Below are 26294 nucleotides of genomic sequence, written 5' to 3'. Positions count from 1 at the left end.
TCATCGGTCCTCGCACGAATTCAATCGTGCAAGAATGGTTGTGTGGCTCATTCCCTGCTCGACCGAGCGATCTACTCCTATTCGGACGTGGATCGTCTCGTCGGGCTTCACTCAGGAACCGCACGCCGCTGGCTGGAGGGCTATGCCCGGGCCGGCAAGTTCTACGATCCGATTCTTCGCGACGAACCAACATGCTCCGATGCAGTGACGTGGGGCGAGATGGTCGAGTCCCGGCTGCTCGCTGAGTACCGCGATCGGCGCGTACCCGTCCAACGGCTTCGACCCGCGATCGTCCAGCTCAGGGAGGAGTTCGGTCGCTACCCCCTCGCGCACGCTCGACCACTCCTCGACGTCGCCGGCCGAGAGCTTGTGCGGATCGTGCAAGAGCGGGTCGAACTCGAGAGTCCGCTGCAGTTAGTGGTGGTGAGGAACGGCCAGGTCGTACTCGCCGACGCCGCCGAGCGATTTTACTCGGCCGCCGGGTACAGCGATGACGTGGTCGCCCGACTGACGCCGGATGTACGAACTCCCGACGTCACGATGAATCCCCGGACAGCGTTCGGGCGGCCGTCCGTCCGTGGCGTGAGGACCGAATCCCTCGCTGAGGACTTCCGCGCCGGCACGACCCGCGCCGAACTGGCCGATCTCTACGATCTAAGCCCGAGCGAGGTCGACGCGGCGATTCGCTTCGAACTGATCGCGGGCAGCGAGCGCAGCGCTTGAGCGCCCAGGGTTTCGCGCCGGTGTACTTCACCGACGAGAACACCCTGGGGCTGGGCAAACTGCTCCGCCGCGCCGGGCGCACAGACGTCTTCTACCCCGGACATGAGGGGCTCCCTGAGATTCCGCGCGGCACCGAGGACCAGGATTGGCTCCCGATCGTCGGAGCGCGCGCGATGATCGTCGTCAGCCGCGATCGAAGAATCAGGACGCGCCCTGCGGAACTGCGCGCCTACCACGAACACGGTGTCCGGTCCGTGTGGATCGGCGCGAAGCAGGACCTCGGGCCACAGCAACAGATGGACCTGTTTCTCGCCCACGAAGATCGCCTTCGGCGCGAGATCATCAAACGCGGCGCCGGCCCCTGGGCAGTCGCACTGGGGCCCTCCGGGATACGCCCTTTGCCGCTTCGCCCGAACCCCGCGGGATCTTGACCACCTTGGTCACACCAGCTCGCCGCGCTTGCGAGTGAGGTAGGCGCGCTCGGCGGAGTTGCCCGACGCGGCGATCGCAGCGTCGTACTCCGCCTTCGCCTCGGCGGTGCGGCCGAGCCGCCGCAGCAGATGCGCCCGGGTGGCGTGGAACGGGTGGTAGTCGGTCAGCGGCAGCGGGTCGACGAGAGCGAGCGCGACGTCGGGGCCGTCGAGTTCGGCGACCGCGACGGCCCGGTTGAGCCGCACGATCGGCGACGGGTCGATAGCGAGGAGCTGGTCGTAGAGCGCCACGACCTGCGCGTAGTCGACGGTGTCGGCGCTGGGCGCGTCGGTGTGGACGGCACCGATCGCGGCGAGGATCTGGTACCGCCCGGGCCGGTTCAGCGCGAGGCACTCCCGGACCAGACGGTGCCCCTCCGCGATCGCGACGCGGTCCCATCCGGCACGGTCCTGCTCGTCGAGCGGCACCAGCTGGCCGCCGCGCACGCGCGCCTCGCGGCGGGCGTCGGTGAGCAGCATCAGGGCGAGCAGGCCGGTCACCTCGGGGTCGTCGGGTAGCAGCACGCGGACCAGCCGCGCCAGCCGGATGGCCTCGGTGGTGAGCTCGGCGAGGATCGGCTCGCCGTCGCCGCTCGCGAGGTACCCCTCGTTGAAGACGAGGAACAGCACCGTCAGCACCCCGTCGACCCGGTCGGGCAGGTCCGACGGTGCCGGTACCCGGTACGGGATGCGGGCCGCGGCGATCTTCTTCTTGGCGCGGGTGATCCGCTGCCCCATCGTGGTCTCGGGGACGAGGAAGGCACGGGCGATCTCGGGCACCGTCAGGCCGCCGAGCAGGCGGAGTGTGAGCGCGATCCGCGCTTCGGGGGCGAGCGCAGGGTGGCAGCAGGTGAAGATCAGCCGCAGCCGGTCGTCCTCGACCGCGCCGGTCGGTTCGGGGTCGGAGTCGTCGTGGATCATCTCAGCCGCCCTGTGCTTGGCGTCGCGCTGGTTCTCGCGCCGGATCCGGTCGATCGCGCGGTTGCCCGCGGTGGTGGTGAGCCAGGCGCCGGGGTTCGGCGGGATGCCGTCGGCCCGCCAGCGCTCGACGGCGACCAGGATCGCCTCGCCCGCCGCCTCCTCGGCGATCGTGATGTCGCCGAAGCGGCGGACGAGCGAGGCGACGACCCGGCCGTACTCCTCGCGGAACACCCGGTCGAGGGCGGCGACCGAGTCGGGATTCGGCCCGCTCGCTCCGTTCCCGGCGCCGGGCTCGGTCACGCCAGCCCGTCGAAGGCGCGGACCTCGACGGTGCCGCCGCAGGCCTTGGATCCCTCGGCCGCGAGCCGCAGCGCGACGTCGAGGTCGGGCGCGTCGATCACCCAGAACCCGCCGAGGAGCTCCTTCGACTCGAGGTAGGGGCCGTCGGTGATGATCGGCTTGTCGCCGCGGCCGTCGACGACGGTTGCGGTGGTCGCCTCCGCGAGCCCGCCGGCGAAGACCCAGTAGCCGTCGGCCTTGAGCTGCTGGTTGAACGCGTCCGTTCGCGCGAACGCCTCCTCCATCGCCTCCTTCGTGCCGTAGTCGCCGAAGTCGCCGCGCTCGGCGGGTCCGTGCACGGAGAGCAGGTAGTTCGTCATGGTCGTTCCTCTCGTCGTCGGATCGCCTGGTGGCGGTCCCTCACCTTCACTACGAACTCGGGCGTACCGATACGACACCACCCTCGGAAATTCTTCGCAGCACCGATGTCGAAATCCGTCGGCCCCGTTCGTGGAAGGGGTAGGACGCGCCCGCCCCGGGCACCGTCAACCACCGCTGAGGAGCACGCCATGAGCACCATCGCCGCCACCGTCGCACCTGTCCGTACCGACCGCCTGCCCGTGTGGAAGCACGGATTGGGCGCCGCCGTCGGCGCGTCGGTCGCCACCACCGCGATCGCCGCGGTCGCCTCCGACGCGGGTGTCACCTTCGCCGGGCCCGACGGTGCCTCCATCCCCCTGCTGGGGTTCGCGCAGCTCACGATGATCTTCTCGCTGATCGCCGTGGGCATCGCCGCCGTGCTGGCACGGCGTGCCCGGCGCCCGCGCTCGACCTTCGTCCGCACCTGCGTCACGCTCCTGGTCCTGTCCTTCGTGCCGGACCTCACCTTCGGCTTCGACGGTGCCTCCGCCGCAGTCCTGATCCTCACGCACGTCGCAGCGGCGGCGATCGTGGTGCCGGTACTCGCCCGCCGCCTCGACACGATGTGACCGACTGAACCGCCCACCGCCTCTCTCTCGGCGCCGTTACTGCGGAGCGACTTGTGCGTACAGCTTGGTGTCCTGGAACTCGGCGACGGCGCTCGGACCGCACAGCACGCCGTACCCGCTCTGCTTGAGCCCACCTTCCTCGAACGCCTCATGAATGACGCCCCAGCAGTTCGTCCACACGAACCCGGCCCGCATGTTGCGGGTGACCCGCCGCGCGCGCCACTCATCGGTGGTGAACACGGCGGCACCGAGCCCGAAGGAAGTTCCGTTCGCCATACGAACGGCATCCGCCTCGTCGTCAAAGATCTCGAACGTCTGCACAGGACCGAACAATTCGTCCTGCACGAGCGGAACGTCGAGGCGATCGACCTCGACGAGGCTCGGCTGGTAGAAGGCCCCGCCAGGGCGATCAGCGTCTTCCACGACCCCTCCCCGAACGAGGATCGTGCCGTACTTCGCCGCGTCCTCGACGACGGCGTCCACACGGCGGGCGCTCGCAGCGTCGATCAGCGGTCCGAGATCGCTCGTGGGATCTTCACTCGGTCCCGGACGAAGGCCGCTGAGTGCCTCGACGATCATCGGTCGGAGCTTGTCCGCGATGCTGTGCTGGATGAGAAGTCGGGAACCGGTGAGACAGAACTGGCCGTTCATCAGCGTGCACGCCGCCACGATGTTCTGCATGGCCACATCGAGGTCGGCATCATCGAAAACGATCAGCGGTGTCTTGCCTCCGAGTTCGAGACTGAGCCTTTTCAACGTGTCCGCTCCTGCCTTCGCAATGGCGCGGCCGACATGAGTGCTCCCGGTGTAGCTGATCATGTCGACGTCGGGCGAATCCACGAGCGCCGGCGCTACCGCGTTCCCACCCTCGGTCAGAACACTCACCACTCCAGCAGGAATCTCTGTGGTCTCCGCGATCACCTCGGCGACCAGCGTGTTGGTAAGCGCAGTTTGCCCCGGCATCTTCACCACCATCGTGCACCCCGCTGCGAGGGCGGGTCCGATCGACCGCATGGACAGGATCACCGGTGAATTCCACGGCGTGATGATGCCGATGACACCCATCGCTTCACGCCCGGTCTGGAAGTAGACGCCGGGCGAGACCTCCGACGACCGCCCGCCGTCCAGAACGATCGCGGAGGCCGCTGCGTACCGGAGCCAATCCACCGTCGTGGACACCTCCCACATCGTCTCCCCGATTCGCTTGCCGTTCTCCCTGGAGAGGCTCAGCGCGATCTCCTCGACGCGCCGCTCGAGGTTGTCTGCCAATGCGCTGACGGCCCGCGACCGACGTCGCGCATCGCGCGACCAGTCCGTGTCGTCGAAGGCGCGCCGCGCTGCGGCGATAGCAACGAGGGCGTCAGCCTCTCCCGCGCTGGCATAGGTTCCGATGCTCTGCCCCGTCGAGGGATTGATCGTCTCGAGGCGCTCTCCTTCGTCGCTCCATCGGCCTGCGATGAAGTTGCGGCCGACCGACTGCGTTGCGGAAGTGATCGAGTCGATTGTCATTGGATCTTCACCTTTCACGGCATACGGGCGGTGCTGTGTGCGCCGCCTCCCATCTGGTGTTGGAGCGCCATCGATTCGCCACCGACTGGTGGATATCGCGATGTGACCTGGCACACCCACTGCTCCACCCTGGCTTGAATCAACATGTTTGTCAATAGATCGACATTAGTGTTGACTTTCGTTCGTTCAAGTCCTACCGTTGCCGCAGTCGCCCCACCGGACGGGTGCGGTGACCAGCGAAGGAGCGAAGAAGATGAGTGTTGTCCAAACGCATGAGGGACGGGTCGCGGTGGTAACTGGCGCCGGTCAGGGCTTCGGTCGTGCGATCGCAGTGGAACTCGCCAAGCGCGGTGCAGACATCGCGGTGATCGACCTCAACGAAGCGAGCGAGACAGTGGCTGCGGTAGAGGCCGTTGGACGCCGAGCGATGGCCGTCGAGGCAGACGTCTCGCAACCGGAGTCCGTCGCCGATGCCGGCAACCAGATCCTGACGACATTCCGTTCCGTCGACATCCTGATCAACAACGCGGGTGTGTATCCGTTCCGGGAATTCTTCGACGTCGATTTCGGCTACTGGCGCAAAATCCAGGCGATCAACCTGGACTCGCAGTTCCTCACGGCGCGTGCCTTTGCGCCGTCGATGCGGGACAGCGGGTGGGGACGAATCGTTAATCTCGCGTCCAACTCCCTCGGGCTCGCGGTCCCCTCTCTGTCGCACTACATGGCCAGCAAGGGCGGCGTCGTCGGCTTCACGCGGGGGCTGGCGACCGACCTGGCGCCGTACGGCATCACCGTCAACGCCGTTGCCCCCACTGCGTCACGTACCCCTGGCGGAGAGGCCAACATCGCCGGGGACGTCCTTGACGGTGTCGCATCCATGCAGGCGATCAAGCGCGGGGGCGTTGCCAGCGACATCGTCGGCACCGTCAGCTTCCTCAGCAGCGAAGACTGCGCATTCGTGACCGGGCAGACGATAATGGCCGACGGCGGCCTCGTGCGTCTGTGACGAGGAGCGGAAGTCGCGCCGCACGCGGCACAATGGAGGGATGACCGACGGACCCCTCATCGTCCAGTCCGACAAGACCCTCCTGTTGGAGGTCGACCACGAGCTGGCCGGTGCCGCGCGCGCGGCGATCGCGCCCTTCGCCGAGCTGGAACGCGCGCCCGAGCACGTGCACACCTACCGCGTGACCCCGCTGGCACTGTGGAACGCGCGCGCCGCGGGCCACGACGCGGAGCAGGTCGTCGACGCCCTCGTCAGCTTCTCGCGCTACCCGGTGCCGCAACCGTTGCTGGTGGACGTGGTCGACACCATGAGCCGCTACGGCCGGCTGCAGCTGGTCAAGCATCCAGCGCACGGCCTGACGCTGGTCTCGCTGGACCGGGCCGTCCTCGAGGAGATCCTCCGACACAAGAAGATCGCCCCGATGGTGGGCGCTCGCATCGACGACGACACCGTCGTGGTGCATCCGTCGGAGCGCGGTCACCTCAAGCAGCTGCTGCTCAAGGTCGGGTGGCCCGCGGAGGACCTCGCCGGCTACGTCGACGGCGAATCGCATCCGATCACGCTGGACACGGACTCGACCCCCTGGGAGCTGCGGGACTACCAGAAGACCGCGGCCGATTCGTTCTGGCTGGGCGGCTCCGGCGTCGTCGTGCTCCCCTGTGGCGCGGGCAAGACGATGGTCGGCGCGGCGGCGATGGCCCGAGCACAGGCGACGACGCTCATCCTGGTGACGAACACCGTCGCGGGGCGGCAGTGGAAGCGCGAGCTCCTGGCCCGGACCTCGCTCACGGAGGAGGAGATCGGCGAGTACTCGGGCGAGAAGAAGGAGATCCGCCCGGTCACCATCGCCACCTACCAGGTGCTCACGCGGAAGTCGAAGGGCGAGTACAAGAACCTCGACCTGTTCGACTCCCGCGATTGGGGCCTGATGATCTACGACGAGGTGCACCTGCTCCCCGCGCCCGTGTTCCGCATGACGGCGGACCTGCAGTCCCGCAGACGTTTGGGACTCACCGCCACGCTGGTGCGCGAGGACGGCCGTGAGGGCGACGTGTTCTCGTTGATCGGCCCGAAGCGCTACGACGCCCCGTGGAAGGACATCGAGGCGCAGGGTTGGATCGCGCCGGCGGACTGCGTCGAGGTGCGGGTGACGCTCACCGAGAACCAACGCATGCAGTACGCGACCGCAGAGGCGGACGAGCGGTACCAGATGTGCTCCACCGCGCACACGAAGATCGCCGTGGTGAAGTCGATCCTGGAGCGACACAAGGGCGCTCCGACGCTCGTGATCGGCGCCTACCTCGATCAGCTGGAGGAATTGGGGCGGGAGCTCGATGCGCCCGTGATCACCGGGTCGGTGAAGAACAAGGAACGCGAGGCGCTGTTCGACAGGTTCCGATCGGACGAGATCTCGACGCTCGTGGTGAGCAAGGTCGCGAACTTCTCCATCGACCTCCCGGAAGCCTCCGTGGCAGTGCAGGTCTCGGGCACCTTCGGGTCGCGGCAGGAGGAGGCACAGCGTCTCGGCCGACTCCTGCGTCCCAAGGCCGACGGTGGCACGGCCCACTTCTACTCCGTGGTCTCCCGCGACACCCTCGACGCCGATTACGCCGCGCACCGCCAGCGGTTCCTCGCGGAGCAGGGTTACGCCTACCGCATCGTCGACGCCGACGACATCCTCGGCCCCGCCATCGGCGAGGCGAACTGAATCCTCCTCTCAGGCCGCCTGGTTCGGGGCGGTGGATCGGTGGACATGCCCCGTCGGGGTTCGGGTTTCGACGGTGTGCCTCCCTGACGGGTCGTCAACGGTTGCGCTGCGCCAGCCAGGTGCTTCCTTCGCGTAGTTGCACGCCGCGCACAGACCCTGCCCGTTCTCCAAACTCGTCGCTCCACCTTTCGCGTGCGGGGTGACGTGGTCGGTGTGCGCGATCGGTGCGTCGCAGTACGGGGTGCGGCAGTACCGATCCCGCAGGCGGATGACATCGGCGAGGCCGTCGGGGAAGAGCCGCTGCCGCGAGTCCATCGCCACCACCGCCCCGGTCTCCGGCGCTATGAACAAGCGGCGCACCCAGGCGACGCCCTTGGCGGTGGCCTTCCCGATGAGGTCGCGGGCGATCTCCGCAGGCATGACCCCACCACCGTCGAGGTGGGCGGTGCCGGGCTGGTCGCCCAGCAGTACCTCCGCCGAGACGGTGAGGTTGACGGCGACCGGCTGGCCGTCGGCGGCGTCGCGGCCGGTGAGGCGGGCGAACGCGGTGTCGGCCATGAGCTGCGGCCGGGTCCGTAGTTCCTGATCGTGGCCGACGTGGGTGTCGGCGTGGTTGCGGAGTGCGGCGTAGGCGCCGACGGCCTGCGCCATCGGCAGCAACAGGGACAGGCGGGCCATGCCCTCGGGTTGCGGGCGGAGGGTGACGGTGCGGTCCTTCTCCGCCGCCGCATTCCGGTCGACGGTGGCCTGCGCGTCGAGCCGGTAGGCGACCTGTTCGACCTTCGCCGCCAGCTGTTTGAGCCCCAACCCCGTCAGGGTCGCCGGGTCGGCGCAGAGCTCTTCGTCAGCCTGCTGGCGCTCGGAGATGTCCAAATGCGAGAGGCCGGCGAGAAGTGCGGGTATCGCTTCCGGGGAGAGGTCCCCGTTGTAGAGGCGGGCGCGGGTGTGCGGCATGTGCTTCTCCAGTTCCACGGCCCGGGCGACGAACCGGCCGGCGGTGTTCGGGGAGATGTGCAAGGCGAGCGCGACCTCCCCGGCGACGCCCTGCTGCCACCGGTCCTGCGGCACGCCCGCCGCGACCCGCTCGCAGACCCGTTGCCGGAGCAGGTCCGCGGCGAGCGCGTACTGTTCGACCGCCAACCGGCACCGCTGGATTTCACTCGAACGCAACCGGTCCACCACGTCCCCACCAACAGCACCGTCGGGAGGTGGGTCTTCCTCTACTGCAATGTTTTCGTCCATACCAGGACGCTACCCGGAACCACTGACAAGTTTTCGAGATGCGGAGCTAGATCGAATAAATGTCCGGTACGCGACTCCTTCGCCCCGCCGCCAGCACCGCGACACCCAGCAGGGCAGGCACCGTCGACCAGACCGCGACGGTGACGTACCCGCTCTGCGCAGGAAGGAGCGCACCGTCGGGCGTGGCACGCGAGAGGAGGAACCCGGCGAGCGCACTGCCGACGGCGAAGCCGACGGACCGGGCGATCTGGTTGATCGACATGACGCTGGCGGTCTCGGACTGCGGAGTCCCGTCGAGCACGAGGCGCGGCATCATCGCGGACGCCCCGCCGACCCCGAGGCCCAGTACAGCGAGCGCGAGCAGCACCGCCGGGAGGTGGTCCCGCCCGGCGACGAAGACTCCCGCCGCGACGACCACGAGAACCGAAGCCGCAGCGAAGGTCCCGCGCGCGCCGAGCCGATCCGACATGGGCGGCACGAGCCTGCCCGCGACCAAGCCGAGCACCGAGAACGGGATGAGCGCGGCGCCGGCGAACACGCCGGGGAGCGCGAAGCCGTACGCCGCATCGGACGGCACCTGGACGTACCGCGTGAGGTCGCTGAACAACAGGTACATGCCGATCCCGGCGACCAGCATCGCGAGGTTCGCGGCGGCCACGGCCGGTCGCGCGGCGAGCCTGAGGTCCACCAGTGGTGATGCGACGCGCAGCTCGACGGCCACCCACACGCCGAGCACGGCGACGGTGCCGGCAAGGACGCCGAGCGCCATCCCGGGCCGGCTCCACAGCGCGGGTTCCGCGACGAGCAGCAGCACACCGAGGGTTCCCACGCCGAGCAGCAGCGAGCCGGGTACGTCGATCGGCCGGCGCACCCCGGGATCGTCGACGGGGACCGCCCGCCACGCGACGGCGAGGGCGACCAGGGTGATCGCGAGACCGGTTCCGTAGGCCGCACGAAGGCCGAGCAGCTGGTCGACGAGGCTGATCAGCGGGTAGCCCACCCCGATGCCCACCGTCGACGCGACCGACAGCGACGCGATCGTCCCCGCCGCCCGCTCGGGCGCGAGGGCACTGCGCGCCACGCTGATCAGCAGCGGCACCAGTGCAATGCCGACGCCCTGCAGCGCGCGGCCCAGCAGGAGCGCGCCGAACGGCAGCGGCAGCACCGTCAGAACACCGCCGAGCGCGACCAGGCCGAGCGTACCGAGGATCGTTCGACGCCGGAGCGGGCCGGCACCGAGTCGCCCGAGCACGGGCCCGGCGATCGCGCCCGTGAACAGCGTGATCGTCAGGGTCCACTGCGCCGCACCCAGCGACACGCCCTCGGACCGGGCCACGGCGGTGATGAGCGGCGCCCCGACGCTCCCGATCACCGCCGCACAGAGGGCGACGGTGACCAGCGCACCGGACAGCCTCCCGGTCACGTGGACGCCGGCCCGTTGGTCTCGGTCCGCACGTGCTCGAACAGGCCGGGCCGGATGAGGGTCCGGACGCCGTCCGCCCAGGGCGCATCGACCTCGCCGACGCCGAGCGCGGCCCCCGCGTTGAGCAGCATGCCGAAGGCCAGAAAGGTTTTGACGGTGACCGGGTCGAGCCCGGTTCCGTCCGCAGTGGCGTCCCACAGTCGGGCGAAGCAGCCACGGACGACCTCGCGGACCTCGGGGTCGCCGCACGCGGCGAAACCCTGGAGCTGCAGGCGCAGACCGGTGTCGTCCGCGAGGTTCTCGTAGTACTCGCCGCCCATCCGCGCGAGCGCCTCGATCCCGACGGTGCCGCTCCCCACCCGGGCCATCGCGTCGACCAGCCCGCCGAACGCGTCGGTGACGAGTTGTAGGAACAGCGCCTTCTTCGTGCCGAACATCCGGAACACGTAGGCCTGCGTGATGCCCGCCTCCGCGGCGACGGCGTCGATCGACGCACCGTGCAGGCCGTGCGCGCCGAACTCGCGCGCGGCGATCTCCAATACCTGCGCTCTGCGCTCGGGTCCGCTCATTCGGGTGGCCACCCGAATAGATTAGTAGTTACTAACTACTAATTACAACCCCGTGCCCCTCGGGGGTGACCACGTCCAGCGGACGGCACGGGCACCACCCTCCCCGCGTCACCGGAGGCCGTGCCCGCCCGACGACGATCGATCCGTGCAGGGTCCCGTCCGAGCCCCAGTGCAGGATGTCGTGCGTCCACGGTTCGAGCAGGATCTGGCGCCGCTCGTAGAGCTCGACGTGGGTGCGACGGAGCTCGCCGAAGCGCGCCCACATCTCCGTGAGGTGGTCGTGGAATCGCATTGGTCACCCGCCTTTTCGTCGGATCGTGCATCGTTCTCCACGATCCTGCGGGACCCGCGGGGTCAGGTCCAGCGAGTATTTCTACCGCCATTCGGTGGAGTTACTGAACGGTCGACCGCGCATCGCGAAGCGACGACGCCGGGCGGTCGGCGGCGAGACCGTCGATGCTCAGCGCGAGCCGAAGATTCACCGCCGACGCACCGTCCCCCCAGTCACCGCCCAGCAACTCGGTGATGCGACGGTGTCGTTTGATCACCGTGTTCGGATGCAGGCCTAGCCTGCGAGCCGTCGCAGCCGTGTTCATGTTCTCCTCGAAGAAGACCGCCACGGTGCGGACGAGTTCGGACGACGTCGCCGCGTCGAATTCCCGAAGCGGGCCGAGCAGCGAACCCACGAAGTCCGCCAACTCCGACGCCGACACCGACTTCAGCAACGAGACGTAGGCGGGAAGTGCGGCCACGTCCACCGCACCCACCCGACGCCCGGCCACTCGCAGGAACCGTTCCGCTTCCGCCACAAGCTCATACGCGCGCATCACGCCACCCGACGCGGCGTGGTCCACGGAGACGGCGCAGACGAGCACGTCGATGCCGGCGGTCCGCCGGATTCCCGCAGCGATGTCGCTCGCCGTTCCCGCTGCATCCGCTCCGCCCGCCATGACGACCACGACACCGCCGTGGATCGAAACGAGGTCGAATCGGCAGTCACCGATCGCCGTCCGAATCCTTCTCGGATCCGCCCGCGAGTTCGGCCCGACGACGGCGACCGTCCACTCCGCCGACAGATCGATCCCGGCCCGGGCGGCCCGCACACGAAGGTCCGAGTCGACCGTGTGGTGCGTGAGCAGGTCCTTGATCACAGGAAGATCCTCGACGCCTCCCGGCGGCAGCAGTGCGAGGTCGCGGGCCGCGACCAGGGAGTACAGGCCCGCGAATCGTCCAACGGTCCTGACGAATCCCGCAGAGACGTCACCACGCGCTAGTACGACGAGTCCGCCCACGTATCGACCCGACACCGTCGCCGGATGGAAGACCGCGTTCACGCCCTCGCGGGGTACGACAACCGGCCGTCCGGCTCGGTGACCTTCGACGACCAGATCGAGAACCCAGCGATCCCTCCGCGGGTCCAACGTCGCGCTGGCAGGCGCACGTGCCACTTCACAATCGACGCCGTCGACCACGAGAGCAGCGGTGATCGTGTCGCACCCGGCCACCACCGCATCAATGATCTCAGGCGTACCCGCCCCTGCGAGGACACGCGCGAACTGCTCGTCGTACAGGTCGAGCGTGCGCGTCGTCGACTCGATGATCCCGACGTGCACGTCCGATTCCCTCCTACACCGCTCGAAAGGTCACGAGCGCCGAAGGAAACGATAGGCCCGGGATCGGCTCGCCGCTTTCACGAAATGCGCGGCGATGTCACGAAACGACTCAGTGCGCGGCGCGGTAGGCGGAGGGTGTCATGCCAACCCGGTGTTTGAACGCGGTGGCGAAATGGCTGGGACTCGCGAATCCCAGCGCCGTGCCGATCTCGGTCATCGACAATGAGCTCGTCACGAGCAGCGATTTTGCTTGCGCGATACGCCGGTCCTGCAAATATCGGTGCGGCGTCGTCCGGAAGGTACGAGCGAATGTCCGACGGAACGCCTCCACCGACATTCCCTCGGCCTCCGCCAGCGATCTGAGATCGATGTCACCATCGGCCGCATCGTTGAGCGACTCGGTGATCCTCTGTCGGGCGCGGGTATCCCACTCGCGCGCAGGTTCGCGGGAAACCGGCTGATCACCGTACTGGTCCAGGATGTGCAACCTCGTCACGTCGAGCAGTGACTCGAGCAGCAATCGCGCGACGGCGTCGTGCCGACCGCCCACGCTCGCCACGCGCTCCACGAGGCGGTGCAGCAGCGGATCACGCCGATTCACGACGGGCTGGAGCACGGCCGAACCGGACAACACGGCGGGAAGGGTCACACGGGCGAAGGAGTATTCGGCGTGCCGCGCCAACGCGGTGGATCTGTCTCCCGCTGGCACCACCCAGACATTGCTCACGCCAGGCACGATCCGCCCGGACGCACCGCTGTCGAACTCGAACTCCTTGGAGCGCGCCGTTCCGCTCCTCCAGATGAGGACCTCATGGCGCTGCCCTGCGATCGTCCAGTCGACGCTCTCCGCGAAATCCTGACGGAGGAATCGGATATCCATCCCACGCATTCGGCGATTCTACTCCGGCGGCACGTCCGATAGTGCGCCCGAGAACGAGGCGGAATCACGCCGCCCGGATCCTCTGTTCCATCGCGTCCAGCAAAGCCGGAACGTAGTTCGAGCCGGTCCGGCATTCCAATGCTCGCAGCACGTACCGTCCGTCCGAGCGGATCCCGGCCGCGCAATACCAATCACCCTCGCGGGCCACGATCGGGCGCAGGTACCACTCACCGGCGGACTGCTGGACCCGCCAATCGTTCGCCTCCGCTCCGTCGCGGACGAAGAAGGACTGCGAGCACCTCGCCACGTCGTTGTTGATGCGGTCGACCGCCGAGCGCGCCGACGCCTCGTCCGCGAACCGCGCCACCCCGAGCTCCACCTGGCGGGCTTCGGGCCGGCCGCTGTCGAAGGTCCTGTCGACGGTGGTCGCCGATCCGACGACCGTCCCGCGTAGAGGTTGCCAAGCCGTGCGGCACGCGTCCGCTCCGCGGAATTCGTCGGGCTCGGCTCGCGGATCGTCCTCGGTCTCGGTCGCGAACGCCGCCTTCGTGATCCGTTCGACGTCGCTCTTCGGAGGCAGCACCGTCACGATCCACGCGTCGGATTCCGTGGGCCTCGGGTCATCGGACAGCACCACCCACCCGAAGAACGCCACGAACAGCAGTACGAGCACCGAGAGCGCGCCGCCGATGGCCCACGGCCATCGCCTACGACGGGGCCGGGCGGGACCCGGGTGGGGATTCCTGGACGGAGACACTGTCATGGCTGCGCTTCTTCCTGCTCGTCAACGGGTCGACGACGTCCGAGCGGCGATCCGCGCGAGCTCGCGGACGCCGACGCCGGGGAGGTAGGCGGCGGTCAAGCCGAGGCCGATCCGCGGGAGATCCGCCTCCTCGCGGTAGCACAGGTAGACGGGCTCGGTACGCGGCCGGAACTTCGCCTTGAACGCGTGCAGGGATCGGAATCCGTACACCGGCTCGAGAACGGCCCCCAGCGCGTCCAGGGTCTTGGCCACCGCACCGTCGGGTGCACCGTCGGACCGCGCGAGGGGCGCGCCGGACAGCGAAGCGAACTCCAGCCCCTCGGTCGCGAAGGCCTGGCACGACGAGGCGATCAGGAACTCGACGACGGGACCGAAACCGCCCGGGCGACGCCGCATCACATCGAGGGTGCGGCCGCGCAGTCGGCCCGAAGGGCCGTAGACGGGCAACCAGCTGGTGACGCCGTGCACATCGCCCTCGTGATCGACGGCCAGTCCGACGACGACCTCGGGGTCCATCGCCTCGTCCACGCCGCCCAGCGTGAAGCCCATCTCCGGCAGGTCCCGCTCCCCCATCCACGCCTGCGAGATCGCCCGCACCTGCGCGACGATCGAGAAGGGCTGATCCGCCAGCCGGACCTCCCGGTACTCGATACCGTCGCGTTTCGCCCGGTTGAGGGCCGTGCGCACGTCCTGCCAGGCCTTGCCCGTGAACGCGAGCGACTCCAGGTCGACGACGGTGTCCTCGGCGATCCGGACGGACGACATCCCGTGGGCGCGGGCGGCATCGGCCACCTGCTCGGTGACCGAGAACAGGCACGGGACCACGCCTCGGCCCTCTGCGGCGCGCAGGAAACCGACGACCTGGTCGCGCACCGCCTCCGGTGGGCCGATCGGGTCGGCCAGCGCGATGTCGACGCCCCGGTGCCGCTGGTACGCCTGCACTCCCGCGCCATCCGGCGCCGCGAGGTACCGATTCCCGGGCCACGTGATCATCCAGCCCATCGAGGAGCAGCCGTACTCCGCGATCGCCGCACGTGCGATCGCCGGATCCCCCTCGGGGTCGGGCCGTCCGCGTACCGCGAACGCCGACCGCTCACGGATCAGGAGCACCAGGACCGGCCCCCAGAGCAGCGCCGTTCCGACGGCGAGCGCGATGACAGGCTCGTCGACGGTGCCGGATCCGGCCAGGGCGAGCGCCGCCGCGGCGGCGACCACTGCCAACCCGCCCAGTGCGAGCGCGGAGTAGCGCGCCCACCGGCGCCCGGTACGCAGCCGGTTCGCGATCACGGCTATCACGACCACCTGCGCCATCGTCGACCACAGCACCGCACCGGACCCGGCGGTCGCCCCGAGCGGACCGCTGCCGGGATCGATCACCACGAGGATCCGGACCGCCGCGATCACGAGCACACCGGTGAAGGCCAGGAGGCGGACCTCGCGCCTGGTCCGGGGACGCCACCCTCGCTCGACCGTCGAGAAAAAGCGCTCCCCCAGGACCAGCCAGACGGCTGCCGCGATGACGTGGGTGATGTCGGAGAGGGTTCCCCAGAACAGGAGCGAGGCGAGGACGTACGCGGTCAGTAGCGCTCGCACCCGCAGCCGCCACGGACTGCGGAGGGTCGCTGTGGCCGCCGCAATCACGCCGATCACCGCCGTAGTGCAGCCCAGGTCGCGGACCTGCGCGAGGTGCGCCGCCCAGTCACTCCCGGCGGCCCGCAAGCCGACCACGATCCCCACCGCTCCCGCGAGGCCGGCGACCTGCGCGGTGACGATCACGAGCAGCGTGCGCGCCGAGCCGAGCCTGCGTTCCGCCCAGCCCACCGCCAGCGCGAACAGGAGGAGCCCTGCCACGTACTGCCCCGGCGTGATCGCGAAGAAGCCCGCGGTGAACACCGTCCACCACCGGCCCTCCTCGATCGCGGGCACTCCCACGGCGAGGTCGGGGAACCAGGCGAACTGCGCGGCCGGGCGCCACAGTGCGCCGGTGATCAGGCCGAAGCCCAGGATCAGGATCACGCCGAGACCGGTGATCACGGGGAGGAACGGTCCGACCGCGGCGGCGTCCTCGGCGGTCGTCCGCGCCGGGAGCGACACCGGATCGCGAGGCTCCTCCGCTTCGGGTTCGACGGGGCTCGGCGCGCCCCCGAGAAGCACGACGGAGATCCGGTGGGAGAACACCGCGATCGCGGTGAGCCCGAAGGCCAGCGGCACCAGCGCGACGAACTGCTCCTGCAGGAAGTGCACCTCGGCACCCAGGAGCGTCGAGATCAATGCTGCCAGTCGAAGGTTCTGCAGGCGGCGCACCGGATCCGGCCCGCGGCCCAGGAGCGCCGGGACGCTCAGGCCCAGGCACGCCATCGCCGAGACAAAGAGCAAACCGTCGGCGACCCCCATCGGTCCGGAGAACAGATCGGAGTCGACGTGGCCGGGCAGGAAGCCCTCGGTCGCGAGCTGCACCATTCCGGCGACTGCGGTCGGCACCGCTAGGACCACCTGCATCCACCCGAAGACCTTCACCCACACCGGGCTCCGGAACACGGACGGAGTCGCAGAGGCGACCCTGCGCCCGAAAGCACGTAGCCGGTCGGGGCGCACCAACACTTCATCCAGTAGCGACCCGACGGACTCGACGGCGGCCGGATCGGCCCCCAGGTCCCCCGCACGGGCGAGAAGAGCACGCGCGGAACGCATTCGATGGTCGGTGAGTCCGCCCGAGACCCCCAGCGCCGCTTGATGTGCGGCGTTCGCAAGACACTCCTCAGCCGAGAAGCCGCGCATCGTCCGCACCGCGCGCACGACAACGAGGAAGGCGAGGACGCTGGTGTACATGATCGCCGCGGCGGGACGGAAGAAATAGTCGTTGTCCCGCGTGACGAACTTGCCCACCTCGTCGAGGAACAGACCGAAACCCACTCCGCCCAGCACCACCACAACGGACTGAGCGAACTGTGAGAACACCATCCAGCCCGTGACGAGTGCCGCCATCATGAGCGCGCCACCCCAGACGGCGTGCGCAATGTGCAACGACCCGCCACCGATCTGGGGATACCCGGTGAGCGCCAGGTAGCCTCGAGTCACGAGCACGGTCAGCACCGCGATGACGAGCGCTGCCTCCGCGCGATCGGACCCGAACGCGTCCCGCTGCAACCGGACCACTAAGCCCTCCGTTCCGAGCGCCGGCACCCACCCCGACGAGCTGCAGACTAACGCGCACTTCGAGATGTCCGGAGTGTCCTATTCCACCACCTGCACCAGCTTGCGGTGTACACCTCTCATACCATTCAGTTTTGCAGGCTCACATTATCTCTCGCGTTTGCGGACAGGTATCGAAATGCGGTTAGCATAAGGCGATTTCCCCACGCAACGTCGACGAGCGGAGCATCATGCCCCCCCTTTCCCGGTTGGCGATCATCGCAACCGTCGCTGCGGCGACCCTGGGCTTCACCGCCTGCACCGCGGGCGAGGCCGACGGCACCCCGGCCGGGTCCGCCACCACCGATGTCACCGCGCTCGTGCAGTCCGCCCTCTCAACCGCGAGGGCCGTCGAGTCCGTGCACTTCGTACTCACCACGTCCGGGTCACTCGAGAGGCAGCAGGTGATCTCGGCCCGCGGCGATCTGGTCGTCCGGCCGAAGACCAGCGCGAAGGGAACCGCCGTCGTCCGCGCGAACGGCGACGCCGACGCGCAGTTCGTCCTCGTCGACGACACCATGTACGCCGACATCGGCGGCAAGGGCTTCGTGGCGCATCGGGCGGGAACCGCGTTCTACGACGTCGGCGCCCTGTTCGACCCGAAGGACGGCATCCCCGACATCCTCGAGCACCTCGGGAGCGCCGCGATCGCGGGCGACGAGCAGATCGACGGGACGGCGACCACGCGCGTGACCGGCACGGCCAAGGCCTCCGACCTCGCGGAACTCGCCGGGATCCGAGCCGCGTACGGCCGCGACTCCGCGCCCGCGCCGACGACAATCTGGATTCAGAAGTCCGCGCCCCACCACGTCATCCGGATCTCCGGGGCACCGCGGACCAACACCGAGGTGCGGGTCGACCTGTCCGGCTGGGGTGTCCGGCCCGACATCGCCGCACCCACGACCCGCGCAGTGCCCTCCGGGCCCACGTCGCCTCCGCCCGGCGCGACCGCCAAGCCGGCGAAGTGATTTCAGCTACCGCAAGGACATCCTCATGAAGCACCGAATCCTCACTCTTGCCGTGGTCGTGGCGGCCGTCGGAGCGACCCTCTCGGCCCCGGCGATCGCCCAGGCCGAGTCCCTGTGGGGCGCGATCGCCGTCGACGACGACGGGACGGCGTGGCCCACTACGAACCACCACTCCGCCGCTGCCGCCGAGGCCGATGCGAAGGCCTATTGCGGCGGGCGTCGCGGTTGCGACGTCCTCGTCGTCTTCAACGACGGATGCGGCGCCGTCGCCTGGAGCGACGAGCAGTGGCACGGCGGGCACGGCCCGACCCTTGGTGCGGCGCAGGAATCGGCTCTGCGGCTCAACGGCGGCGGCGCGATCCAGGCTTGGGTCTGCACGGATGGGCACGGATGACCAGCGACACCGGGCGGACGTCATCCCGTCGTTCCGGCATCGGACCGGAGCGATGGACGGCGATCGCCGTGATCACACTGATCGTGCTCGCCGCCACCGTCGTCGCGGTCTGGGGTGACACCTCTAGGAAGCGTTCCGCAGAGGCTCCCACCACCACAATGACGACGCATCAGTACCTGTCGGTGGCGGGCGTGAGTGGGGACACCCTGAGCGGCTTCCTGTTCCGCCCGGCGCGGGGCGCGGATGACACGACCCCGACCCCGACCATCGTGCTCATCCACGGCGGCGGCTGGCTCAAGGGAGCGACCGCGGAGTACGTCCGCCCCGCCGCGCAGCGGCTGGCCGACCGCGGATTCGTCGTCTGGAGCCTGAACTACCGCCGGGTCGGTGACGGCGGCGGCTGGCCCACCACCTTCACCGATCTCGCAGCCGGTGTGGACCACCTGGCGAAGCTGAAGTCCTCGGTCCCCGAGATCGACCTGAGCCGAGTCACCGTGGTCGGCCACTCCGCCGGTGGGCAGCTCGCCGCATGGACCGCGGGGCGCGCGACTCTGCCCGACGGTGCGCCCGGAGCCGGTCCCGTGGTCCGCCCGCATGCGGTCGTCTCACTCGCGGGTGTCCTCGACATGCGTCTGTCGCTCACCAAGAACGACCACGTCCTGCGCGTGATGGGCGGGACACCCGAACAGTACCCCGACCGGTACCTACTAGTGGATCCCCTCGAGCGCATGGATCCACGCGTGCCCGTCGTCGCGATCACCGGGACGGACGACACCGTCGTCCCACCCCGTGAGGCAGCCGAGTACGTCGAGACCCTGCGCCAAAAGGGCGGGAGCACCGCGCTCATCGAGATCCCCCAGACGGGGCACGCCGAGGTCGTCGACGTCAGCAAGCCGTGGTGGCCGATGATCGAGAGCGCGATCGCGACCGTCGCCGAGCACGGGCCGCGGGCGGTGCCCGTCGGCGCCGGGGCATGACACGGTGAGGGCACGCCGGGGCGTCCTCACCGCCGTGGCACTCCTGCTGCTCGGCGTCTTCACCAGCGCGCTGTTCCTGGTCGATCGCACCTACGGGTACGCGGGACTGGCCGCCGGCCCCGATGAGTCCGAGCTCAACGGGGTCGACGCGGTCCGGGTCACCGTCGTCCTCAAACGCATCGACACCTCGTCCAGCACGGCCATCGCCGACATCCTCGTCGAACCGATCGGCACCCTCACGGACGGCAAGGGCCGCTTCCTGCGGCCCGCATCGGTGGAACTGTCGACCTACCGCACCGACCCGATCGCCGCCTCGGCCGGCCGCATGCCCTCGGTGGAGGAACGCCGGATCGCGGTGACCGGCACCGCCGTCGACTACCCCTTCGACCGGTACCGGATGAGCTTCTCCGTCACGCCGCTCAGCGCCGACGGCCGTCCCATCCCGGCCACAGTCATCGTCGTCGACTCGGTCGGATCGTTCGCCGTCAAGCCGGTCGCCCAGACCAACGACGGCGGCGCGCTCGACGTGGACCTCACCGCCGCACGCACCGCACCGTCGATCGCCTTCGCGGGCTTCGTGATGCTCCTGATGTTCGGTCTCGCGGGCGCCGCGCTGACGGCCGCCTACTACGTGCTCGCCATCCACCGCGGCCTCCTGTTCCCCGCCTGCTCGATGCTCGCCGGGATGCTCTTCGCCCTCCCTCCCCTGCGGCACCAGCTGCCCGGCGATCCCGCGCCACCGACCGGGTCGTTCATCGACTTCGTCGCGTTCTTCCCGGCCCTGGCGATCGTGGCGCTGTCCCTCATCTCCGCGGTTCTCGGCGGATACGCGATCGAGCGGCGCGCCGCTCGGACGGAGAGCGGGTGATAGGCCGGGAAAGACCACGCTCACCGACGTCATGAAACACGAAAGGAACACATCCATGCGAAAGCACACCACCGCGGTACTCGCGAGCATTGCAACACTCGTTCTCGTCACAGCGGGATGCTCCGGAGGCTCCGAGCCCACGTCGTCGACGAGCTCGGCGAAGGCACCGTCGAGCTCCGTGTCCGTGTCCACAACCCACCACCAGACACCCGCAGCGGGCAAGCCCGCGACCGGCAACGGTGGGAACCGAGGCGGCGGGAACACCGCCCCGACGAAGACCGTCACCCAGCGCCCCGGGCCGACCAAGACTGTGACCGCGCCGCCACAGGGCAACGGCAACGGCAACAACGGCGGCGGGAACACCGAGCCCGATTGCACCGGCCCCGACCAGGGCTCGATCTGCACCAACCCGAATCGCGGCGCCGGCGACAACCCCGAGGAGAACGGGACCTACGAGCCGCCGTGCGACGGCAGCGCCGACCAGGGCTCGATCTGCACCAACCCGAACCGCGGCGCCGGCGACAACCCGACGGAGAACGGTACGGCGACGACTCCCGCCAGCAGCGGCGGCGACAAGTCCGGCCAGCCGTGCACCACGGGCATGGGTGTCTCCGGCGTGTACGTCTCGGACGAGCAGGGCGGCTGGGTCTGCCAGATCAGCTGACCCCGACCGTGCCCGTGCCGAACCGTCGGCGCGGGCACGGGCGTCTGCGACGGCTCAGTACTCCTCGAGGCCCGGACCGTGCGCGAGCGCGTGCAGGTTCAGGGCGATCCGGATCGCAAGCGAATCGGAGCCGGCCTGCCAGTGCGGGCCCAGCAGGTCGCTCACCCGGTGCAGTCGCTTGATGACGGTATTGGGGTGCAGTTCCAGCGCTCGCGCGGTGGCGGCGATGTTCATGTTCTCCGCGACCAGCACCTGCATCGTGCGCACCAGCTCCGAGGAACTGTGACGGTCGTGCTCGATGACCGGCCCGATGGTGTCGTCGAGGAACCGCACCACGGAGTCGACGGTGACGGAGCGCAGCAGCGGGAGATGCGCGGGGAAGTCGTCGACGTCGAACGCGCCACGACTCCGACCCAGCGAGAGCAGGAGCCCGAGAGCCTCGTCCGCGCCGTGACGGGCTTCCGCAAGCCCGCCGAAAGGCACGTCGTCCGCCGCCGAGGAGCACACCAACGGCTCCGCCCCGGTCAGGCGCCGGATCTCGCGGAGGACGACCAGCGCCCGCTCCTTCGGATCGCCGACGGTGACGACCACGATCCGTCGATCGAGTATGGCAACGGTGTCGCTCGCGAGCGCCCGGTGCAACAGTACCGCCACCTCGTCCGGGTCGGTGTTGCGCGCGAGGGCGGCGACCACGACGACCCGGGACAGGTCGAGATCGAAGCCGGCCCTCGTGACCCGGGCTCGCAAGTCGTCGCTCACGCGACCTCGAGTGCTCAACAGGCTGCGCACGTGATAGCGGTCGAGCCCAGCGCCCGGAACGTCCTCCGAGTCGATCCGGCGAGCGAGCACGAGCGCGTACAGCGACACCAGGCGCTGGACGGCGTGGGCCTCCGCGTCGTCGATCGGGCGGCCGAAGACGACCACGACGGCGCCGACGTACCGCTCGCCGGCGAGTGCAGGCACGAACAGGGCCGCTCCCTCGCCGCGCTCGACGACGGCCGCCTCTTTGCTCCGGCGGAGCTCGACGATCCCGCTCAGGATCCACCGGTCCCGCAGGGGATCCAGCTCCGCCGACTCCGGAGCCGTCGCGATCGCCTGGTCTGCGGCGTCGACACCGAGGGCCCCGATCGCACCGTCGCACGATTCGACGATCGCGTCGACGACCTCGGCCGCCCCGGCACCGTCCAGAATCCGCGCGAGCAGCGTGTCGTGCGCCGCCACCGACCGGGCGAGCACGTTGCGGGAGGCCATCGTCCGCGACATCGCGGCCTCGAGTTCGCCGTACGCGACGACGAGCCCAAGTACCGGAGCTGCGGCACGGGTCACCTCGGCGAGCCGAGTGACATCACTCTCGTCGAACATGTCGACGGCGCGGCCGTTCGTGTAGACGGCACCGATCGCCTTGTCGTCGACGACGATCGGGGCGCAGATCGCGGAGACGACGCCGTCCGCCCGGCACGCCCTGTCCAGCATCTCGTCGTGCTCGAAGGACCGGTCGGCGAAGTAGTCCCCTGTGCGCACCGGGAGCATGTGTTCGGCCGCTCGCCCCCACAGTCCGTTTCGGTACGGGCCCCGGCCGAACCGGAACTCGGGCGAGACGAGGCCGGTCGACGAGACGATGGTCAGGTCCCCCGTCTCAGTCCCCGCCAGCGAGACGAAGACGATCTCGGCGCTCGGCACGGCGCGTGACGCAGCCTTGACCAAGGCGCGACACGCGTCCTCCACACCGTGGGCGGCACTCACCTCCCACACACCGTCGACCACCGACCGCAACTCGGCGATCCGCCGCCCGCCACCGCCGTCGTGTCTCGTCATCTCAGCGTGTCCCGTCCACTGCGGACAGCGGCGCCGATGCCAGGGCACGAAGGATCGCCGGGTCCTGGTACTCGAGCCATGCGACGAGGTCCGCATGCGTGACGCAGAGGGTCTGCGCGCGGCCGCAGACCTCCGCCATGAAGTCGGCCGTCGCCGGATTGAACGCGTTGCCGTTCCAGCTGTTGAAGTGGTTCGCGATCACCAGCGGCGCACGATTGCCGGAGTAGGCCCGGTCGTACATGTACCTATACGTCTCACGGACGATACGGCGCAGGCGGTTCGTGTCGCCCGGAACGTTCTTCGCGCCGTTGACGGTGTACCAGAAGTTGTAGTCGAGGGCCGTCTGCGCGCGCTTCAGCGGCGGAGAGTAGGCGTACGGGACCGCGAACTCCCATATTCCGTTGGTCTTCTGAGGCCACGCCAGGCCCTTCACCCGCGAGGGCTGCGACGAGTCCCACGTCATCGCGTGCGACCGTAGGGCCGGGAAGAGTCGCTCGGGAGATCCCTCGAGGCACTGGGTGCGGCCGCCCTTCACCACGCTGCGATCGAACGCCAGATCCTCTCCGCCCACGACACCGGTGTTCCGGCGCCAGTTCTGCATCAGGGCGAAGAACTGATCCAGTTCGCGGTTCCAGTCTGCGCTCGACCACCGTTCTCCGGGATAGCGATCGCCGCGGCAGAAGTGGCCCACGTAATGGGTGCCGAGCTCATGCCCCGCGTACCAGGTGCGATTGAGATACTGGATCTGCTGTTGCACTTCCGCTTTCGTGCCCCCGAAGCCGATCGCCGCCTCGCCGGGGCGGTGCCCCGGACCACTGTAGATTCGGCGGGCGTCGTCGGTCAGGAAGTACAGACCCGTCATCAGCGCGGTGAACCGCGCGCCGGTGCGGTCCGCGGTGCGCAGGAACAGGTCCCAGTTGGGACTGACCCCGACGCCGTCGAACGAGAACAGGACGAACTGCGGCGGACGTTCCCCCGGACCGAGGCGACGCATCGGGAGATTCGTCGCCCGGCGGATCGACTCCGCGCCAGAGGCGCCGGCAGTCCCGGGCACCGAAGGCGGGACCTCCGGGACGGCAGTTCCCGGTACCACGCACCCGGACGCCGAGATCAGGAGCGCACACAGGACCGCGAGCACCCCCGGGACACGCCCGCGCCCCAGCTTCACCACGACTCCTACACATACTGATCACCGTGGGACGAAGTCCTCCCCCCATCCCTCCGGATCGGCAGCCTATGCCCGTATCCAGGTCGGCGCATCGTCCTGATCCACCACTGCGGTCGAACTGCGGTGTCGATTCCCACCACCCCGTGTGCGATCGTAAATTTCTTTGCAAGGCTATGCTATTCACGTCCTACTGTGCCCGGGGTGCCGCCTTCGCCGCATGCCGGCCGACAACGCCGCACAGCCGGGGCCTGGGCGTACCACCCGACCTCGGCGACGACGGACTCGATGCGGCCACCGAGAGCACGCGCGGACAGAGCGAGGTCCGGCGGGTGTTTCTACCGCCCTCCGATGGAGTTGCTGGACGGTTACCCTGGGCGGCGTCCACCCAGACCGGGAACACCCCAGAACGGAGAAGACACTCATGATCCACACCAGGTCTTTCGTGGCCGCCACCGGCTTCGCCGCACTGCTCGCCGCCGCGGCGGCCTGCTCGAACGACGGGGCTCAGACCCCGCCGTCGGCGACCTCCACGACGGCCACCAACACCACTACCGCCCAACAGGATCCGCCGGCGCAGACCGTGCATCCGACGAAGACGGTCACCGTCCAACCGACGCGCCAGGCCCCGACCACGATCCCGAAGCCCACGAAACCCACCGGACCGGGCAGCGAGTACGACGTCCCCTGCACCGGAGGCCCCGGCGAGGGCACGATCTGCACCAACCCGAACCACGGCGCCGGCGACGATCCGTACGGAACCGGCACCGTCGCCCCGACTCCGTCGAAGCCGCGCTGACCACGGGGGTGGACCGTGTACGACAGGATCGTCACGACGTTTCGAGGCGGTCACCCTCGACCAGGCGCTCATCGCCTCCACCGAGCGGGCCGATCCCTCGACGCCATCCGCGCCCTGTCGACGACGACTCAGGCGATCGCGGCCTCCGCGATGGCGGCGTCCTGCTCGGGGGCGCCGCCCGAAACGCCCAGACCGCCGATCAGTCGGCCGTCGTCGTCGACGATCGGCACACCGCCACCCACCAGAAGCAGGCCACCGGCGTGGATGTGATCGAAATGCAATGCGGGCTGCCCGATCTGGATCGGTGCGGCGAGCCCGGCCGTCGGCGCCTCGAACATCACCGAGGTCCGGGCCTTGGCGACGGCGAGCTCGTTGGACGCGAGCCAGGCCCCGTCGGTGCGGGCGAAGGCCACGAGGTTCGCGCCCTTGTCGAGCACCGCGAAGACGGCCTTGACGCCGGCCTCCCGGGCGGCACGGTCGGCTGCGGCGATGAGCTCCTGGGCGTACGCGAGAGTGATGTCAGGCATTCTGGGTCCACTCCGTCTCCTGCCACTGCTTCGCGGCATCGATGGTCGCCACCGGCCGCATGGTGCGGTACAGGTGCTCGTCGGCGGGGATGATCTCGACCATGGCGTCGATCATCTCCTGCGGGTCGGCCTGATCCGCGAGGCTGTCGCCCATGTCGGGCATCGGCACGACCGCGGAATCGGCGTCGTACCACTGCACGTAGCTCTCCGCGCCGGTGTCGTTGAAGCCGGTCCCGAAGACGCCGGGGTTGACCGTTGCGACCTGCACGCCGTACGGCGCGAGCTCCGCCTTCATCGAGCCCGCGATCGCCTCGATGGCGTGCTTCGTCGCGCAATAAGCGCCGACGAAGGGCACGACCAGGATGCCGCCCATCGAGGACGTCCACACCACCTTGCCCGACTTCCGCGCGACCATCTTCGGCACGATCGCCTGCACCAGGGCGAGGTGGCCGAAGACGTTGATCTCGAACGACTCCCGGACGCGCGCGAGCGGCACATCGACCATCGAGCCACCCTCCATCACGCCGGCGTTGAGCACCAACACGTCCGGATCGAACGACGATGCGTGCTTGATATCGATCTCGTCGGTCAGGTTCAGCTTGATCACCTCCAGCCGCACGCCCGCGTCCGTCGCGGCGGCGCGGAGGCTCCGGACCTGCGGCCAGGTCTCCGCAGCGGCGACCACCTCGTGCCCCTGACGCGCCAGCTCAAGGGCCGCGCCGGCACCGAAACCCGAACTGGCCCCGGTGATCAGAATCTTCTTCGGCATCGTCTCTCCTTCGTTCCGCCCGCACTCCGCGAGCGACGCCTTCGAGGATGCAAGATCGCCG

26 protein-coding genes are annotated in these 26294 nt (G+C 69.2%); 11 read left to right on the top strand and 15 right to left on the bottom strand.

Going from position 1 to position 26294, the window contains the following annotated elements:
* Nucleotides 1–42 precede the first annotated feature (42 nt).
* Nucleotides 43–723: a DUF433 domain-containing protein gene (locus AXK60_RS22185; protein ID WP_068747141.1), complete on the top strand. Its 681-nt coding sequence runs from the start codon at nt 43–45 to the stop codon at nt 721–723.
* Nucleotides 720–1154 (top strand): PIN-like domain-containing protein, encoded by a 435-nt coding sequence (locus AXK60_RS22180; protein ID WP_068574565.1) that lies wholly within the window; start codon nt 720–722, stop codon nt 1152–1154. The genes AXK60_RS22185 and AXK60_RS22180 overlap by 4 nt, the downstream gene beginning before the upstream one ends.
* A 9-nt stretch (nt 1155–1163) precedes the next feature.
* Here AXK60_RS22180 and AXK60_RS22175 read toward each other — a convergent pair whose 3' ends face one another.
* Both AXK60_RS22175 and AXK60_RS22170 read right to left on the bottom strand, forming a co-directional pair.
* Nucleotides 1164–2414, bottom strand: a complete 1251-nt coding sequence (locus AXK60_RS22175; protein ID WP_068574563.1) for an RNA polymerase sigma factor — start codon at nt 2412–2414, stop codon at nt 1164–1166.
* Nucleotides 2411–2773 carry a YciI family protein gene (locus tag AXK60_RS22170; RefSeq protein ID WP_068574561.1) on the bottom strand — a complete coding sequence of 121 codons (363 nt, stop codon included), beginning with the start codon at nt 2771–2773 and terminating at the stop codon, nt 2411–2413. The genes AXK60_RS22175 and AXK60_RS22170 overlap by 4 nt, the downstream gene beginning before the upstream one ends.
* Before the next feature lie 189 nt (nt 2774–2962).
* Between AXK60_RS22170 and AXK60_RS22165 the strand changes: the two genes are divergently transcribed.
* On the top strand, nt 2963–3382 hold the full coding sequence (locus AXK60_RS22165; RefSeq protein WP_068574559.1) for a DUF6069 family protein: 420 nt from the start codon (nt 2963–2965) through the stop codon (nt 3380–3382).
* Between the two features lie 36 nt (nt 3383–3418).
* Here AXK60_RS22165 and AXK60_RS22160 read toward each other — a convergent pair whose 3' ends face one another.
* The gene (locus AXK60_RS22160) at nt 3419–4909 is read right to left on the bottom strand and encodes an aldehyde dehydrogenase family protein (protein ID WP_244881153.1); all 1491 of its coding nucleotides are present in this window, start codon (nt 4907–4909) and stop codon (nt 3419–3421) included.
* 235 nt (nt 4910–5144) lie between these two features.
* Between AXK60_RS22160 and AXK60_RS22155 the strand changes: the two genes are divergently transcribed.
* Both AXK60_RS22155 and AXK60_RS22150 read left to right on the top strand, forming a co-directional pair.
* Nucleotides 5145–5897, top strand: coding sequence for an SDR family NAD(P)-dependent oxidoreductase (locus tag AXK60_RS22155; RefSeq protein ID WP_068574555.1), 753 nt, complete (start codon nt 5145–5147; stop codon nt 5895–5897).
* Nucleotides 5898–5937: 40 nt separating this feature from the next.
* Nucleotides 5938–7605, top strand: coding sequence for a DNA repair helicase XPB (locus AXK60_RS22150; RefSeq protein ID WP_068574553.1), 1668 nt, complete (start codon nt 5938–5940; stop codon nt 7603–7605).
* Between the two features lie 9 nt (nt 7606–7614).
* On the opposite strand, the gene AXK60_RS22145 is transcribed toward AXK60_RS22150, so the two are convergent.
* From AXK60_RS22145 to AXK60_RS22110, 8 genes are all read right to left on the bottom strand, one after another.
* Nucleotides 7615–8847 carry an HNH endonuclease gene (locus AXK60_RS22145; RefSeq protein ID WP_082778188.1) on the bottom strand — a complete coding sequence of 411 codons (1233 nt, stop codon included), beginning with the start codon at nt 8845–8847 and terminating at the stop codon, nt 7615–7617.
* A gap of 46 nt (nt 8848–8893) precedes the next feature.
* Nucleotides 8894–10270, bottom strand: coding sequence for an MFS transporter (locus tag AXK60_RS22140; protein WP_068574549.1), 1377 nt, complete (start codon nt 10268–10270; stop codon nt 8894–8896).
* Nucleotides 10267–10851: a TetR/AcrR family transcriptional regulator gene (locus AXK60_RS22135; protein ID WP_425315230.1), complete on the bottom strand. Its 585-nt coding sequence runs from the start codon at nt 10849–10851 to the stop codon at nt 10267–10269. The genes AXK60_RS22140 and AXK60_RS22135 overlap by 4 nt, the downstream gene beginning before the upstream one ends.
* Before the next feature lie 19 nt (nt 10852–10870).
* Nucleotides 10871–11131, bottom strand: a complete 261-nt coding sequence (locus tag AXK60_RS22130; RefSeq protein ID WP_068574547.1) for a hypothetical protein — start codon at nt 11129–11131, stop codon at nt 10871–10873.
* Between the two features lie 100 nt (nt 11132–11231).
* Nucleotides 11232–12452, bottom strand: coding sequence for a PucR family transcriptional regulator (locus AXK60_RS22125; protein WP_068574544.1), 1221 nt, complete (start codon nt 12450–12452; stop codon nt 11232–11234).
* 109 nt (nt 12453–12561) lie between these two features.
* Nucleotides 12562–13341: a helix-turn-helix transcriptional regulator gene (locus AXK60_RS22120; protein ID WP_068982562.1), complete on the bottom strand. Its 780-nt coding sequence runs from the start codon at nt 13339–13341 to the stop codon at nt 12562–12564.
* 55 nt (nt 13342–13396) lie between these two features.
* Nucleotides 13397–14095, bottom strand: a complete 699-nt coding sequence (locus tag AXK60_RS22115; protein ID WP_082778187.1) for a sensor domain-containing protein — start codon at nt 14093–14095, stop codon at nt 13397–13399.
* A 21-nt stretch (nt 14096–14116) separates the two neighbouring features.
* Nucleotides 14117–17251, bottom strand: coding sequence for a DUF2156 domain-containing protein (locus AXK60_RS22110; protein ID WP_244881152.1), 3135 nt, complete (start codon nt 17249–17251; stop codon nt 14117–14119).
* Between the two features lie 227 nt (nt 17252–17478).
* Between AXK60_RS22110 and AXK60_RS22105 the strand changes: the two genes are divergently transcribed.
* From AXK60_RS22105 to AXK60_RS26630, 5 genes are read left to right on the top strand one after another with little or no spacing between them, the layout of a single operon-like run.
* Nucleotides 17479–18255: an LppX_LprAFG lipoprotein gene (locus AXK60_RS22105; RefSeq protein ID WP_082778186.1), complete on the top strand. Its 777-nt coding sequence runs from the start codon at nt 17479–17481 to the stop codon at nt 18253–18255.
* A gap of 25 nt (nt 18256–18280) precedes the next feature.
* The gene (locus AXK60_RS22100; RefSeq protein ID WP_068574536.1) at nt 18281–18649 is read left to right on the top strand and encodes a DUF4189 domain-containing protein; all 369 of its coding nucleotides are present in this window, start codon (nt 18281–18283) and stop codon (nt 18647–18649) included.
* Nucleotides 18646–19626, top strand: a complete 981-nt coding sequence (locus AXK60_RS22095) for an alpha/beta hydrolase family protein (protein WP_068574534.1) — start codon at nt 18646–18648, stop codon at nt 19624–19626. The genes AXK60_RS22100 and AXK60_RS22095 overlap by 4 nt, the downstream gene beginning before the upstream one ends.
* Before the next feature lie 4 nt (nt 19627–19630).
* A complete protein-coding gene (locus AXK60_RS22090; protein ID WP_082778184.1) occupies nt 19631–20494 on the top strand; it encodes a DUF4436 family protein in 864 nt (287 codons plus the stop codon).
* 55 nt (nt 20495–20549) lie between these two features.
* Nucleotides 20550–21158 carry a hypothetical protein gene (locus AXK60_RS26630; protein ID WP_139058078.1) on the top strand — a complete coding sequence of 203 codons (609 nt, stop codon included), beginning with the start codon at nt 20550–20552 and terminating at the stop codon, nt 21156–21158.
* A gap of 54 nt (nt 21159–21212) precedes the next feature.
* Here the strand turns inward: AXK60_RS26630 and AXK60_RS22080 are convergent, their stop codons facing one another.
* Together AXK60_RS22080 and AXK60_RS22075 are read right to left on the bottom strand one after the other, a co-directional pair.
* Entirely contained in the window at nt 21213–22973 is a 1761-nt protein-coding gene (locus AXK60_RS22080; protein WP_068574530.1) for a helix-turn-helix domain-containing protein, read from the bottom strand.
* 1 nt (nt 22974) lies between these two features.
* Nucleotides 22975–23967: a polysaccharide deacetylase family protein gene (locus tag AXK60_RS22075; protein WP_342342464.1), complete on the bottom strand. Its 993-nt coding sequence runs from the start codon at nt 23965–23967 to the stop codon at nt 22975–22977.
* Nucleotides 23968–24562: 595 nt separating this feature from the next.
* On the opposite strand from AXK60_RS22075, the gene AXK60_RS22070 reads away from it, so the two are divergent.
* The gene (locus tag AXK60_RS22070) at nt 24563–24937 is read left to right on the top strand and encodes a hypothetical protein (protein ID WP_139058077.1); all 375 of its coding nucleotides are present in this window, start codon (nt 24563–24565) and stop codon (nt 24935–24937) included.
* Nucleotides 24938–25065: 128 nt separating this feature from the next.
* Here AXK60_RS22070 and AXK60_RS22065 read toward each other — a convergent pair whose 3' ends face one another.
* On the bottom strand, nt 25066–25464 hold the full coding sequence (locus tag AXK60_RS22065; protein ID WP_068574525.1) for a GlcG/HbpS family heme-binding protein: 399 nt from the start codon (nt 25462–25464) through the stop codon (nt 25066–25068).
* On the bottom strand, nt 25457–26233 hold the full coding sequence (locus AXK60_RS22060) for an SDR family oxidoreductase (RefSeq protein WP_068574523.1): 777 nt from the start codon (nt 26231–26233) through the stop codon (nt 25457–25459). The genes AXK60_RS22065 and AXK60_RS22060 overlap by 8 nt, the downstream gene beginning before the upstream one ends.
* Nucleotides 26234–26294: the final 61 nt, after the last annotated feature.

This window comes from Tsukamurella pseudospumae (genome assembly GCF_001575195.1).
GTDB classification, from domain to species: domain Bacteria; phylum Actinomycetota; class Actinomycetes; order Mycobacteriales; family Mycobacteriaceae; genus Tsukamurella; species Tsukamurella pseudospumae.
This window is presented reverse-complemented; position numbering and strand designations above follow the sequence as displayed.